The organism is Aequorivita sp. KMM 9714 (assembly GCF_011065475.1).
In the GTDB taxonomy this organism is placed as follows: domain Bacteria; phylum Bacteroidota; class Bacteroidia; order Flavobacteriales; family Flavobacteriaceae; genus Aequorivita; species Aequorivita sinensis.
This window is the reverse complement of record NZ_JAAGRO010000008.1, coordinates 50,859-65,065: the sequence shown is the minus strand read 5'-3', so window position 1 is coordinate 65,065 and position 14,207 is coordinate 50,859. Positions and strand designations below refer to the sequence as shown.

Below are 14,207 nucleotides of genomic sequence, written 5' to 3'. Positions count from 1 at the left end.
CAGGTTCAGACCTTTTCGTTGATAATGGCGATGGTACTTTTACGCATACTACAGTAAATGGAGATGTAATTACTTTCGACGCAAACACCACTACATTGTTAGATAACGGTAATGGAACTTACACACTGACAAACGCAAATGGTGATACAATCACCGTTGATGTAGTTGGAGATGTAGTAACCAACATCCAAAACCAAGGTGATATCTATAATGAAATTATCAACCTTATTACCAACACCACAGGTTCAGACCTTTTCGTAGACAATGGCGATGGTACATTTACGCATACTACAGTAAATGGAGATGTAATTACGTTTGATGCTAACACCACTACATTGGTAGATAACGGTAATGGAACTTACACACTAACCAACGCAAATGGTGATTCAATTACAATTGATGTTGTTGGAGATGTGGTAACTAATATCCAGAACCAAGGTGATATTTATAATGAAATTATCAATCTAATCGATTTAAACGAAACGGCAACTAATTTAGTTGACAATGGTGATGGTACCATAACATATACAAATGAAGATAATGTTAGTGTTATTATTGACTTAGCAACAGGACCACAAGGACCAGCAGGTGAAGATGGTAAATCTGCATACCAAGAATGGTTAGAGGCTGGAAACTCTGGGACTGAACAAGACTTTTTAGATTCATTGATTGGTGCAACAGGGCCGCAAGGACCAGCGGGTGAAGATGGTAAATCTGCATACCAAGAATGGTTAGAGGCTGGAAACTCTGGGGCAGAACAAGACTTTTTAGATTCATTAATTGGTGCAACAGGGCCGCAAGGGCCAGCTGGACAAGACGGCGTTGTAGATCCAAAAGATTTAACGGCTGGTGATGCTTCTATTATAGTTAACAATGGCTTAGGTTCAACTTTACTTGATACTAATATACAAGTTGCCACTGGTGGAATTACAACAGATAAATTAGCAGACGGTGCTGTTACTAACTTAAAAGTTGGGGCTGATGCAATTACTTCTGATAAAATTGAAAATGGTTCAATATTACCTGAAGACTTAGCAGCTGCAGGTCCTGATCAAGTGCTTACTACTGATAATAATGGAAATCCAATTTGGGTGAATCAAACTGAAGTAGGTGAAATAGTAGAAGCTAAGAACGGTTTAAATAAAAATGGAGTAGACATCAAGCTAGGAGGCGCCTTAATTGAGCCAACAACAATTACAGCCGATGCTACAAACACCTTAGCTGTAGCTGGTTTACAAACAGGTACAATTCAAAATAAATTGGTAGTAGCTGAAGCCGATGGTACTTTAAGACAAATAAAAGCAGCTATGCCAAAGTTCTTCTATATGCCAGCTATAATTTTTGATACATCTGTACAACAGAGTGGGGTAACAAGAAACCTACATGCAGAATATGTGGCACAGTTTACAGGTGCGGGGAACCCTACATTGGTAAGCAGTGCAGGAGCTTCGAATGCTATTCCAACACTACCAGCTTCAGAATTGGAATATCACATTACTTATTACGATACAGCTGTGTTCGCAAACTTAAGTATAGACCCTAATGGAATACTTACATATGATGTAATAGGAAATGCAACGGAAGCATCTTATATGACTATAGTATTTGTGGTAAAAGACTAGAACATAAGAATCCTTTGATTGAAGTAAGAACTCTAAAAAAATCAAAGGATTCTGTTATAACAAACGAAGAAAAATCCTACATAAAAACTATATGAAACTGTTTAAGCACCATAAGAATGTCGTAATAAAATTATCCACGCTGATTATTTTATTATTCCAAGTAACTATATCACATCAATTATATGCACAAGGAGACAATTGCCAAAGTTGTGAATTTATAGTCGATGATGGAACATTATTGGGAACAACAGATATATCCTCAGGTAATAATCATACAAGGCCTTATAAAACCTGGTTAAGCAACGGAAATACTTATATCGCAGTAAAATCAACTCACCAACTTCAATATATGACCCTATATCATGGCACTTCAAATGCAATTAATGGTACTAGAGTTTGTGAATGTTCAACCGGTGTAATATTAAAGGTAAATCAAGAAACATTCCTACCTGGGGATGGACTAACTGGTAATACAAGTGATGCACGGTGGACAATATATAACTTTGGGAGTAATAGATTATTAGAGAATGGCACTCCCTTTTTTATTAAGGGTCAAGGAGGAGGTCATGATGTTGGAGGTAGCTTAGAAGTCCTTGGTATTGAGAGAAGTTCCATTATTGTAACAAAGGAGTGGATTGGTAGTGGGGACCATCCGTCGGTTGAGTTAGAATTAAGTAGAACAATAGTAAATAATAGTTATATTTTTCCATCCGAGACTGTTACTACTCCCACATCAACAGGCAATAATACGTGGACGCATACTTTTGAAAACATGCCTATAAATGATGTTTATGGTCGCACATATATATATACACTCGATGAGCCTGAAGTACCAAACGGATACACTAAAAATGTAGTTGGGTATACAGTAATAAATAGAAAACGAAGAGGCTTATTAATCACTAACCCACACATTTACCATAAAATGAAAAATAATTAAAAATGAAACTATTTTTAACACACATAAGTGCTTTGCTGCTTTTTACGTTTACCGCTATGGCGCAGACTAGCAATGAGGGCATACTTTACGTAAGTGAAGGCACAGAGTTTTCAACGGTAGAGCGTTTTAACAATCTTGAAACGGCAGCATTTTATAACGATGGAGATGCATTTATCTATAGCCATTTCAATAATGATGGTGAAGTAGATTTCTATCAAAATACAGGGTTAACCAGATTTATTGGAAATGCTATTCAATCTATTAGCGGCTCCAAAGTAAGCTATCTCTACGATGTTTATTTTAACAATACTAGTAACGGAGTACCTTTTGAAGTTTCAGGGGACCTAAACATTAGTGGAGAAGCAGACTTATACAACGGCATTGTAGACAACGATAACTTTGGTGGTGCAATTACTTTTAACACCGATGCTTTCCATATCAATACTTCCGATTATAGCCATATTGATGGTCCTGTAAGTAAGTTTGGCGATAAAGCGTTTACCTATCCTATTGGGGATGGTGGGTATTATCGTTTTGCTGGAATATCAGCTCCTGCAAATGCTAGTGGACTTTTTGAAGGGAAGTACTACTTCCAAAACTCAAACCCAATGTACTCCCATGAATTAAAAGCAGGTGTAATTAAGGAAATCGATAATCAAGAATACTGGACAATCAACAAGGAGTCTGCTGCAAATGAAGATATGCTAATTACACTTTCTTGGCGAGAAGAAACCACTCCACAATCAATGATCAATGCAGCTTCACAAGAGGCTTTAACCATAGTGCGCTGGGATGAAGAAACTAATATGTGGGTAGATGAAGGTGGTGTAATAGATTTCGATAACGAAACTGTTACTACTGCAGTAAACGGTTATGGAGTTGTAACCTTTGGCCGTTTAAATGCTGAAGTGATTTTACCATGTCATATTGTAGTTTATAATGCGGTAACTCCTAATGGTGATGGAAAGAATGATTACTTCTTAATAGACACGTCAAATAATGAATGTGCAAGCAATCTTAATGTTCAAATTTTCAACCGTTGGGGTGTTAAGGTATTCGAGTCTGATAATTATGGAGTAGATGGTGATGTGTTTGATGGCTTTTCAACAGGAAGGTTGACAGTTGATGGTGCTAAACAGCTACCAACAGGTACCTATTATTATATCCTGGACTACCGTTACGGTAATCCTACAGAAAATAATAGACACAAACAAGCAGGTTATTTATACCTAAGTGGAAACTAATAAGACAAAATTCTATGAATATTAAATCACTAAAAATACTTGTATTTACATTACTCGGAAGTATGTTTTTTACTGTTAACCAAGTTCAGGCACAGCAGGACTCGCAATTTACCCAGTACATGTATAATACTCTTACTATAAATCCTGCTTATGCAGGAAATCGAGGTTCTTTAACCATGCTTGGACTTTACCGCAACCAATGGGTAGGGCTAGATGGTGCTCCAGAAACACTAAACTTTACAGCTCATTCTCCTATTGGGATACAAGGCATCGGACTTGGTCTTGGATTTGGCAGCGATAAAATTGGCCCTTCAACAGAAAGTGTAGTTACTGCCGATTTTTCATATACAATTAATGTTTCTGAAGCAGCAAAACTATCCTTTGGTGTTAAAGGAGGGTTCTCCTTATTGGATGTAGATCCTAACAAATTGCTTATTTACGATCCTAATGATTATGATCTTACTCAAAAAAGCTATAGCTCACCTATAGTTGGTGCTGGATTATTCCTTCATACCGATAATTGGTATTTAGGCTTATCTTCTCCTAATCTATTAGAAACAGAACATTATGACGATGTGAAAGTTTCAACGGCTACCGAGAAAGCACATTTTTATTTTACAGGAGGATACGTCTTTACAATGAATCCAGACCTTAAACTAAAACCTGCGTTTATGGCTAAAGCGGTAGTAGGAGCCCCTCTAGCTATAGATATTTCGGCTAACGCGTTACTTTTTGAGCGTATAACTTTTGGGTTAGCGTATAGGTTTGATGCCGCAGTAAGTGGACTAGCTGGATTTCAGGTGAACGACAATATAATGATAGGTTATGCATATGATTATGATACCACGCCCCTTGGAAGGTATAACGATGGTTCTCATGAAATCTTTTTACGCTTTGAATTAGGCACTAGAGTAGTAGCTAAGTTAAACCCAAGATTCTTCTAAAAGTTAAACTTAGCCTTTCTAAAACCAAAAATTATCTACAGATGAAAAACAACATTACAATATTCATGCTATTAGTGTTCTTCTTTGGGCCATTATTACAAAGTAATGCTCAAGATAGAAAACTAAATAAGGCTGATGAAAAATACGAGCAATACAGCTATATAGATGCACAAAAAATATATCTAGCCGTTGCCGACAAAGGATTGGCATCCGAAGAACTTTTTACAAAACTTGGAAACACTTACTATTTTAATGCACAATATGACGATGCTGTAAAATGGTATAGTCGTTTATTCGATATGAATTCAGACCAAGAACCATCTATCATGCTGCGTTATTCACAAGCGTTAAAAGCTACTGGAGATGATGTAAATGCAAAACAACTTTACGATGCTTATGTAGTAAGAACTGGTGCAGCTTCTAATGCAAAAATGGCCATCGACTATTTAGCCTTGGTAGCGCAAAACTCGGGTAGGTATGAAATACAGCCCGTTGAAGCCCTTTACAATGAGCGTGAAATTACATTTGGACACACCAAGGTTGGTAATAACCTTGTTTATGCTAGCACCACTAATAAGCAATCTTTCGGAAATAGTAAAAGCGCATGGGATGGTTTAAACTTCCTATCACTTTATGAGATTGAACTCGACGATGAAAATGTAGCTATAGGAAAGCAAAGTAAAATTAAAGGGAAACTTAGTAGTGAATTTCACGAGTCCTCTGCTGTTTATTCAAAAGATGGCAATACAATGTATTTAACGCGAAATAATCTTACCGCTCAGAAAAAAGCAAACAGCCAAAACTTAAAAATTTATAGAGCCATAAAACAAAATGGGCAGTGGCAAGAACCTGAAGAACTTTCATTCAATAGTGATCTTTATTCTTCAGCTCACCCTGCTTTAAGTCCAGATGAAACAAAGCTTTATTTTGCATCAGATAGACCAGGCGGTTTTGGCGAGTCTGATCTCTATGTAGCGACCATTGCATCAGATGGAACTATTGGTTCTCCGGTAAATTTGGGCCCAGAGATTAATACTTCTGGTAAAGAAACCTTTCCTTTTGTTTCTAAAAATAATGAACTTTATTTTTCTTCAGATGGACACTTTGGACTTGGTGGAATGGATGTGTTTTATGTAAAAATTGAAGGTGAAAAATATGGTAATTTACTTAATGTTGGTGCGCCTATTAATACTTATGCAGACGATTTTGCCTTTGGTATAGATCAAGAAACTAAAAGAGGGTTTATTAGTTCAAACCGAACTCAAACTGAAGGATCTTTTGTTTATGATAATATCTATTCCTTTATAGAAACTGAACCTATAATGGATGTTTACAAGGCAAATATTACTGGCTATGTAACCGATAAACAAGATTCAAAACCATTAACTGGGGCTGAAATCATAATTACAGATATAGATGGGGAAACTTTTGCGGAATTAGTCACTGATGAAAACGGCTATTACGAGGTTGAAACAAATAAGTTTATGACTTACTCTATTACTGCTAAGAAGGAGGGGTATGATACAGATAGAAAGTTGTCAAAAGCGAATCTGGACACACAGCAAATAGACTTTCAGTTACAGTCAAATAAAGTTGCGATTACAACAGGAATGGATTTGGCTAAAGTGCTAAACATCCCGATGATCTACTTTGATTTTGATAAGTCTAACATTCGTTTAGATGCACAAGTAGAATTGCAGAAAGTTATAGCAGTGCTTAATGAATATCCACAACTTAAATTAAATATTCGTTCGCATACCGATAGCCGTGGTAATGACGCATACAACAAAGCGCTTTCTCAAAGACGTGCTGCTTCCACCTTCAATTACCTTATTTCAAATGGTATTGAAAGTAATAGGTTGAAATCTGAAGGTCTTGGTGAAACTGAATTAGTAAATAATTGTAGTAATGGAGTTAGCTGCCCTGAAGCTGAACACCAAAAAAATAGAAGATCAGAATTTATTGTAATAGAATAAAATAAAAGCATTGCTTATGTCATATAAGTAATTAATTCCCCATGATTAGGATGAACCGGAGGTGAGGCTCCGGTTCTTTTTTTATATCAGGATTATAATAAACTCATTACTTACAAGAGTTTAATTCCTTTTGCAGCTTATGAAAATTAATAAAGGCTGCAACAATTTATTTTAAAACTAATAGCCCGCCGAAATTCCCCAAAATCGACAGGACTAATAGTTTACTGTATTTTAAGAGTTAACTTAAATATGTTTGATTTTTACAATCAAAACAGGAATACAGTTTTGTTTTATTTTAATTGTTACTTCCTTGAAAATATTACAGTTCATTCCAACTATATTTCACACCTAAACTAAACCAGCGTGTTGGCATTGGTACTGCTCCAGCTTCATTATACGATGCGTTAAATACATTGGTCACTTCAGAATATATTAGAAAATCCTGTAGGTGGTAATTTAGACGAACATCAGCAATATTGTACCCATTCGCTAACTCGCGCTTTAACCATCTATTTACTACATTTAGAGAAACGTTTTTGTTTCTATAATGAAGTCCTGCAACAAATTGATGCTTTAAAGATTCTAAGGTGTATTTTGATTGATTATCAGATGAAGTCTCTATAGAAGGGTTCAGATAATTATAACTCACTTGGTACCCTACAGATTGGTTGTTTCCTAATGTAAAATCTTGTTGAACTCTACCGAAAATTCCGTGCATTTTATTTTCACCGAAGTTAGTTGGTGAGTATGGCTCAGAAGGATCATTTCTCATCCAATCGATGAAATCTGTAATACTTCTATAAAAATAGCCTGCTTTTGCTTGAAAATTATTTCTAGCGTATTGAATATTTCCTTCGTAATTCCAAGCATTTTCAGGTTGAAGTAATTCATTTCCAACATTCCCTGGGCGTTGATCTAAATATAAATCGGTAAATGAAGGAATTCGCTGTCCAGAGCCAATACTTGTAGAAACCTTCCAATTATCATTTATAAGATAGGCTAAATCTATTCCTGGATATAGCTGCCATCCGAAATCGGTATTGTAATTTGCGTAAACTCCAACTGAACCTTGCAATTTCTCACCTATACCACTCTTTAGTTCTCCATAAGCACCGTGATTATTTCGCTTGTGCTCTCCAATATTTGAACTGTTTATTTGTTCTAATCTCGACTCCCAGCCAAACCCAAAAGTTCCTATCTTAGTTTCAAGACTACTATTAAATTCAAGCATCAAAGCGTTGGTGTAGTGTTGTGAACGAGCTTTGCTTAAATCGTCTTTATAAAAACGGTAATCGTCTTCTCCATATCTGTTACTAATACGTGGAGAAAAGGTAAAGTTGCCGATTTTATGTTTTGAAGAAATACTGAAAACAGACGATTCTACTAACTCCTCCGAATTGACATCGTAGGGCGCAGCATAAAATCCGTTTGCACCAAACAAACTCGTAGTGTAACCCGCCATTGCTTGAAGGCTGTTGTTTATGTTAATATCATAATTTCCATTGTAAAATAATCGAGTGTTTTTTGAACCTGAATTGTATCGCTGTCCGTTGTAATTACTTTGGGAAACAGAGATTAATTGGCTTTGTTTTTCAGTGCCATAAATTCCTGTAACCTCAATAGATCCACCTCCGTAAATTCCTGAACCATCACCTTCCTCTTTACTTTTGAAAGAACTTCCTGCTTTTACATCTGCAGTAACTGACGAATAATTTTGATTTTTAGTAACGATATTTACAGCTCCAGTAAGGGCGTTTATACCATAAACTCTAGCTGCTGCACCTCTTAATACTTCAATATGATCTATCGCACTTAATGGAATAGGAATATTCATCATATTATGCGCTGTTTGAGAATCAAGCATTTTAACTCCATTAATAAGCACTAGCGTTTGTTCTGAAGTGCCACCGTCGATAGAAATATCTGTTTGTGTTCCAAACGGGCCACGCTGACGAATATCCACTCCGCTTATATAAGATAAAACTTCATTAAGGGATTTTGCTGGAAGCGCTTCAATTTGTTTTTGGGTTATTACTTGAATATCCCTACTTACTTTATTAAAAGGTGTTTCAAGACGATTTCCTCGAATAACAATTTCTTCTAAAGTGTTTTGCTGCAGTTTTGAATCTACAATACTATCATTCTCCTGAGTAAATCCAGTGATTGAAAATACTGACGTTAATCCTAAAGCAACTAATGTGTTTTTCATAAATGTTTTTTAAACTATACTATTTCTAAAATTGGGCGCAAAGGTTCGGATTAAACCGTTAATTTTGGTAGTCCATATTGTAAATAATGAGTAGTCCAGTTAAAGTTCGATTTCAGTCAATAATAAAAATAGATCGCAGAAGTAAGGATGCAATCTATATGCAGTTTGTGTATCAGTTTATTAACGCAGTAAAACGCAATTATTTAGAGGCTGGAGATAAACTTCCTGGTAGCCGAAAAATAGCAGAAGAGCTACAGCTTCACCGAAAAACAATAGTAGCCGCTTTTACCGAACTTCAGGAGCAAGGTTGGGTGAAAACACTTCCTGGTATTGGAACCTTTGTTAAAAACCCTGAAAATTCCACAAGTAAAGCATTAAAACAGAACGCTTTTAAGCAACCACCAAAAAAGGCTGATTTTCACTTCAGAAAAGATTTTATTTTAGATACTCCTTTGGAAGGAAATGTAGAAGAATATTATTTTACCGATGGCACACCGGATTATCGAGTGATTAATTCGGAAGAACTTGTTCGTTTTTATGCTTCTGTTTTAAAACGAAAGAATAAATTGAATCCACATTTTAATTCGAATGATGAAAATATATTCTTTAGAAACCAACTAAGTAATTACTTAAATCTAACTAGAGGCTTTCATCTTTCAAGAAATTTTCTTCTTCCTGTTTCTGGCGTGGAGCAAGTACTTTCAATCTTATCGCGATTGTTGATTAATTCAACTGATATTGTTTTGGTAGAAGAACTCAGCTATTTTCTCCCTAATATGATATTTAATCAAGCGGGTGCAAAAATGAAAACCATTCCTATAGATGAAAATGGAATGGATATAGACTTTATTCAAAATAACTTTAAAGCAGGAGAGATTCGTTTTGTTTATATAAATTCTAGGTGTCAATACCCTACCACCGTAAGCATTTCTGATAAACGAAGATCTCAGTTATTAAAATTAGCAGAAGAATATAATTTCATCATAATTGAAGATGACACCGATTTTGAATTTTCAATGGAGAAAAGTAAAAGAGATACGCTTTTTGTTAAAAACGGTGGAAATCGTGTGATATATATGGGTAGTTTCGGGAAGTTTTTACACCCTGGATTTCAAATGAATTTCATAATCGGACCACAAGATTTACTTAAAGAAGGAGCGAAGTACATAAATGTCTTTGGAAAAACCGATTTAATGAAGCAAAAAGCTTTGGGGGAAATTATTCATCAGGGTGACATCCACAGATATCAAAGAAAATCTAAAAAGATACTTACGGAAAGAAAAGAATTATTTGCAAACCTTTTAGCTAACCACTTCAGGGATAAAATTGAATTTAAAATTCCAGAGTCAGGTTTAGCCTTTTGGATTGAGTTTAAAGAAAACATTTCACTTGTATTATTACAGAAAAAAGCACGAAAAAAAGGGTTGTTAATTCCAAGTGTTTGTCTCTACCAAAACCGAAATTTAACTGCTTTAAGGTTGTCTTTTGCGCATTTAAACGAATATGAAATGGAAAAGACATTATTAATTCTCAAAGATGCTTTTAACGAGGTTTCTATTTCTAAAATAGAACTTTAGTTTACTTCCTTAAGTGCTTATTTTTTATTGAAATTAGGCTTTAAACATTAAACATTACATTTACTAGAATTTAATACTCATTATTGCAGCTCTGAATGACTAAATTACCTAAAGAACATAAATTTATTGATCTATCAGATTATGGAAGACCAATTGCTAAAGTTATTGCAAACGCGTTAAAAAACACTTCTTTTACTCCAATTCACGTAACTATAAGTTTTATAATTTCTGGAGCTTTTGCTGTTTATTATATTTTAATAGAAAATTTTTGGTTGGCTGCGTTCTTTCTCATTTTGAAATCAATTTTAGATGCTGCAGATGGTGAATTAGCTCGAGTAAAAGAAAAGCCTTCATATACTGGACGATATTTAGATTCTGTAGCCGATATTATATTAAACGCTATAATATTTACAGCTATCGCTTATATTAGTAATACCGCTTGGTATATTGGTGTTCTAGCTTTTTTAGGTTTACAATTACAAGGCACTCTTTACAATTATTACTACGTTATTCTGCGGAATAAACTTGATGGAGATAGTACTAGCCGAGTTTTTGAAAATAAAACGCCTATTGCCTTAGAAGGAGAGAAGCAGAAACATGTAAACATTCTCTTCGCTTTATATAAATTCTGCTATGGCGTTTTTGATAAAATCATTTATGCTCTGGACAGAAAAGCGAGTCAGAGTAAAATATTTCCAAATTGGTTTATGACGGCGATATCAACCTTCGGTCTCGGTTTTCAATTATTATTAATAGCAGTAATGTTGATTTTAGATCTTAAAGAGTTTATTCTCCCGTTCTTTTTAGCTTATACCGTTATGGTTTTTGTTTTTATCGCAATTAGAAAACAGTTTTATTAAGCCGAGTGTTTTTGAGGGTTAAGATTTAGGGTAATTAAAAACTAGTGGTATTTGAAAGATTTTGAAGCTTAAAAACAAAGTATTCATCATTATTGCATAAACTTTGGAAGTAGAATCTAATTCTTTTCGTGTTTTTTTTAAGACCTTTACTACTAAGCATTTCAATAAGAAAAAAGATTATAACCAATACAAATTTTCATCGACCCAATCAGTAACCTAAAAAAACAGCAAAATGATGTTTTCATTTTTTATTAGTGTTATACAAACCACTGAAAAAGTACTTACAGGCATAGGAGAGGAACCAGACTTTTCGTTTAGTCCGGATTTTCTATTTAAAATTCTGTTAGCCATTGTTGCAGGGCTTTTAATAGGTTTAGAGCGAGAATATAAGGGGAAAGATGCTGGCTTAAAAACCAATATGCTTGTTGCGGTAGGTGCTTGTGCTTTTGTTATCCTATCCTTGGAATATCAAGGAGGGAAGTTTATAGATCTCACTCGAGTGCTAAGTCAGGTGGTAACTGGGATTGGCTTTTTAGGTGCAGGAGTAATTCTTAAAAAAGGAGGAACAGTACAAGGTTTAACTACAGCTGCCACAATCTGGTGCAGCGCAGCCGCAGGGTGTTTAGCTGCTTTATACTTGGTAACCGATCTGATTTTGTTTACCGTTGCAGTACTTCTTGTAAACCTAATCTTTGGAGTTATTGGAAAAAAAGTAGGTTGAATTTGCCTTCAAAACTCATTGTCGATGTGAAGACAATCAACCTATAATGATATAAGTATTCTTCTTATTGCTGCATAAACTCTCTTTATATTTTAAAAACCTTAATCCTTTTTATAAGGTGACTTTTTTATGTTTTCCGATTCACTATAACCAGCAGGGTCGTTAGATTCAGGAACCTCTTTAGCATCACCTTTTTCTGGTTTTTTTACGGTATCAGGTTTTGAATTTGGTTCAGCAGGAGAGTCTTGTTTTTCTATATCTTGTTCGTTTTTAATTTTTGGGTCGAGCATTGGCGTTTTCTTCTTCTTCTTCTTCATAATTCAGAATATTTAAAAGATTAATAATTGTATCAATAACTGTCAATCAAATTTCTATAGATGAAAATTGAAAGATTTATTGTTTCAACAAACTATTAAAACTTTTGCGTTATTCGATATTAGCTAACATAATTTAACACCGATAAAGTGGAGATAGTTAATTTGTTAACTTTTAAAAATGAATAATTTTTCTTGAAATGGAGTATTAATCTTGAGTAGTTAGAAAGCTTCTATCTCGAACAACTCTTTTCTTCCAATAGCCTGTTTTGAAATAACTGAAAGCAACAATACCTGCTATTAGGTTTGAAATAGGGAAGGACCACCAAATACCTTCGGGGCCCATTTCGAATGTATATGAAAGCAAATAAGCTAATGGGAAGCGCACCAACCACAAACTCATTATAGAAATAAACATAGATGCTTTTGTAAATCCCGCACCATTAAAAGTACCGTTCATTACCTGCTGTAGTCCGAGAAAGCCAAAACTCAGCGACATTATTTTTATAAATAAAGTTCCATCCTGAATTACCTGTGGGTCTTCTGGTATAAAGAAGGCTGTTAAAGGTTCGGCAACCAAAAACATTATTAATCCTAAACCAGTAAAGCCAAAGAAAGATACTTTAGCACTTAAGATAGCCGCTTTTTCAGCACGTTTTATCTTTAAAGCTCCAATGTTTTGTCCCACCAAAGAGGTAGTTGCGATTCCAAGTCCGAGGGCAGGAATTACAATAAAACTCAACATACGAGCACCAATTCCGTAGGCGGCTACTATATCACTTCCAAAACTTGTAACAATCACCATCATAAACGTCATCCCCAAGGCACGAGTAGATTGCTCTATACTTGCTGGAAAACCTATATTAAAAGTTCTTTTTAAGTTCTCCATATTGAAGTACATAGACGAGAGCGAAATTTTAATTCCGTGCTTCCCTCTAAAAAGAATAACTAAACCGATAATAGAAGCAATAGCCTGAGTGGCTACACTAGCCACAGCTGCTCCGGCTACACCATATCCAGGCACGAACCCATATCCATATATGAATAGCGGATCTAAAACCGCGTTAAGTATTACAGTAAATAAAACAATATATACAGGTAGCATAACATTTCCAATTCCTCGCATTAGCGATTGGAAAATGAAGAACAGGAATAGAAAAACAAAACCTAAGGAGGAAACTTTAAAATACTGTATAGAGTCGTCTATAATATCAGGACCAGCACCAATTAATTTCATTAAGGGGGCTGAAGCAAAATAACTGATAATTGCTAATACAATAGAAGTTAGAAAAATAAGAAAAACACTCTGAGATGAACTAAAATCTACCTGCTGTTGATTTTCGGCGCCTTTGTACCGCGCTACCAAAACAGTTCCAGCCAAGGTAAGACCTGCACCTAACGATAGTACTAAGAAAAGCAATGGAAAACTTAAACTCACAGCCGCAACAGCATCGGCCCCTAATCGTCCTAACCAAAAGGTGTCAATGAGCTGATAAGCAGATTGAAGAATATTGGCGAAAATTATGGGCAGAGCTAAGCTTATAAGAGAGCTAAGAATTCTCCCTTCTGTAAACTTATTTTTTTTATTAGGAGTCATTACGGCAAAATTATAACAACCTTTTCGAAGTTATACCTAAATTACTCTTAATACTCATAAGATTATAGATTACAAAATGAAATTAGCTTGTTTACATTTTCAGGATTTTCATTTATTGAAGAAGTAGTAAGAAATTGAAAGCTGAAATTTTTTTGATATTTGATTTTTTGTAAAGATGATTTATACAGTTACTTCTGGATAAA

Annotated in this window: 11 protein-coding genes; 8 read left to right on the top strand and 3 right to left on the bottom strand. The window is 35.0% G+C overall.

All coding sequences use genetic code 11. The features are described from left to right. The 5 genes from G3A46_RS13455 to G3A46_RS13435 all read left to right on the top strand — a co-directional run. The coding region (locus tag G3A46_RS13455) for a collagen-like protein (RefSeq protein ID WP_165150581.1) at nt 1–1,622 on the top strand (1,622 nt) is incomplete at its 5' end. A 91-nt stretch (nt 1,623–1,713) separates the two neighbouring features. Next, the gene (locus G3A46_RS13450) at nt 1,714–2,562 is read left to right on the top strand and encodes a Cna B-type domain-containing protein (protein ID WP_165150579.1); all 849 of its coding nucleotides are present in this window, start codon (nt 1,714–1,716) and stop codon (nt 2,560–2,562) included. Between the two features lie 2 nt (nt 2,563–2,564). Next, nucleotides 2,565–3,806, top strand: a complete 1,242-nt coding sequence (locus G3A46_RS13445) for a gliding motility-associated C-terminal domain-containing protein (protein WP_165150577.1) — start codon at nt 2,565–2,567, stop codon at nt 3,804–3,806. A 14-nt stretch (nt 3,807–3,820) separates the two neighbouring features. Then, entirely contained in the window at nt 3,821–4,750 is a 930-nt protein-coding gene (locus G3A46_RS13440) for a type IX secretion system membrane protein PorP/SprF (RefSeq protein WP_165150575.1), read from the top strand. A gap of 41 nt (nt 4,751–4,791) precedes the next feature. Continuing rightward, a complete protein-coding gene (locus G3A46_RS13435; protein ID WP_165150573.1) occupies nt 4,792–6,726 on the top strand; it encodes an OmpA family protein in 1,935 nt (644 codons plus the stop codon). A 319-nt stretch (nt 6,727–7,045) separates the two neighbouring features. On the opposite strand, the gene G3A46_RS13430 is transcribed toward G3A46_RS13435, so the two are convergent. After that, nucleotides 7,046–8,935: a TonB-dependent receptor gene (locus tag G3A46_RS13430; protein ID WP_165150571.1), complete on the bottom strand. Its 1,890-nt coding sequence runs from the start codon at nt 8,933–8,935 to the stop codon at nt 7,046–7,048. A gap of 86 nt (nt 8,936–9,021) precedes the next feature. Between G3A46_RS13430 and G3A46_RS13425 the strand changes: the two genes are divergently transcribed. The 3 genes from G3A46_RS13425 (at nt 9,022) to G3A46_RS13415 (ending at nt 12,093) form a co-directional block, all read left to right on the top strand. Then, nucleotides 9,022–10,512 carry a PLP-dependent aminotransferase family protein gene (locus tag G3A46_RS13425; protein WP_165150569.1) on the top strand — a complete coding sequence of 497 codons (1,491 nt, stop codon included), beginning with the start codon at nt 9,022–9,024 and terminating at the stop codon, nt 10,510–10,512. A 95-nt stretch (nt 10,513–10,607) separates the two neighbouring features. Beyond that, a complete protein-coding gene (locus tag G3A46_RS13420; protein WP_165150567.1) occupies nt 10,608–11,372 on the top strand; it encodes a CDP-alcohol phosphatidyltransferase family protein in 765 nt (254 codons plus the stop codon). A 232-nt stretch (nt 11,373–11,604) separates the two neighbouring features. Next, nucleotides 11,605–12,093, top strand: coding sequence for an MgtC/SapB family protein (locus G3A46_RS13415; RefSeq protein ID WP_241836903.1), 489 nt, complete (start codon nt 11,605–11,607; stop codon nt 12,091–12,093). Nucleotides 12,094–12,194: 101 nt separating this feature from the next. On the opposite strand, the gene G3A46_RS13410 is transcribed toward G3A46_RS13415, so the two are convergent. Both G3A46_RS13410 and G3A46_RS13405 read right to left on the bottom strand, forming a co-directional pair. Beyond that, a complete protein-coding gene (locus G3A46_RS13410; RefSeq protein ID WP_165150565.1) occupies nt 12,195–12,410 on the bottom strand; it encodes a hypothetical protein in 216 nt (71 codons plus the stop codon). A gap of 205 nt (nt 12,411–12,615) precedes the next feature. Continuing rightward, the gene (locus G3A46_RS13405) at nt 12,616–14,004 is read right to left on the bottom strand and encodes an MATE family efflux transporter (RefSeq protein ID WP_165150563.1); all 1,389 of its coding nucleotides are present in this window, start codon (nt 14,002–14,004) and stop codon (nt 12,616–12,618) included. Nucleotides 14,005–14,207: the final 203 nt, after the last annotated feature.

Excerpts from the sequence above, each read along its gene's own strand:
- G3A46_RS13415 (WP_241836903.1), top strand. The coding sequence starts at position 11,605 with ATGATGTTTTCATTTTTTATTAGTGTTATACAAACCACTGAAAAAGTA.
- G3A46_RS13425 (WP_165150569.1), top strand. The coding sequence starts at position 9,022 with ATGAGTAGTCCAGTTAAAGTTCGATTTCAGTCAATAATAAAAATAGAT.
- G3A46_RS13430 (WP_165150571.1), bottom strand. The coding sequence starts at position 8,935 with ATGAAAAACACATTAGTTGCTTTAGGATTAACGTCAGTATTTTCAATC.
- G3A46_RS13445 (WP_165150577.1), top strand. The coding sequence starts at position 2,565 with ATGAAACTATTTTTAACACACATAAGTGCTTTGCTGCTTTTTACGTTT.
- G3A46_RS13450 (WP_165150579.1), top strand. The coding sequence starts at position 1,714 with ATGAAACTGTTTAAGCACCATAAGAATGTCGTAATAAAATTATCCACG.
- G3A46_RS13410 (WP_165150565.1), bottom strand. The coding sequence starts at position 12,410 with ATGAAGAAGAAGAAGAAGAAAACGCCAATGCTCGACCCAAAAATTAAA.
- G3A46_RS13435 (WP_165150573.1), top strand. The coding sequence starts at position 4,792 with ATGAAAAACAACATTACAATATTCATGCTATTAGTGTTCTTCTTTGGG.
- G3A46_RS13405 (WP_165150563.1), bottom strand. The coding sequence starts at position 14,004 with ATGACTCCTAATAAAAAAAATAAGTTTACAGAAGGGAGAATTCTTAGC.
- G3A46_RS13440 (WP_165150575.1), top strand. The coding sequence starts at position 3,821 with ATGAATATTAAATCACTAAAAATACTTGTATTTACATTACTCGGAAGT.
- G3A46_RS13420 (WP_165150567.1), top strand. The coding sequence starts at position 10,608 with ATGACTAAATTACCTAAAGAACATAAATTTATTGATCTATCAGATTAT.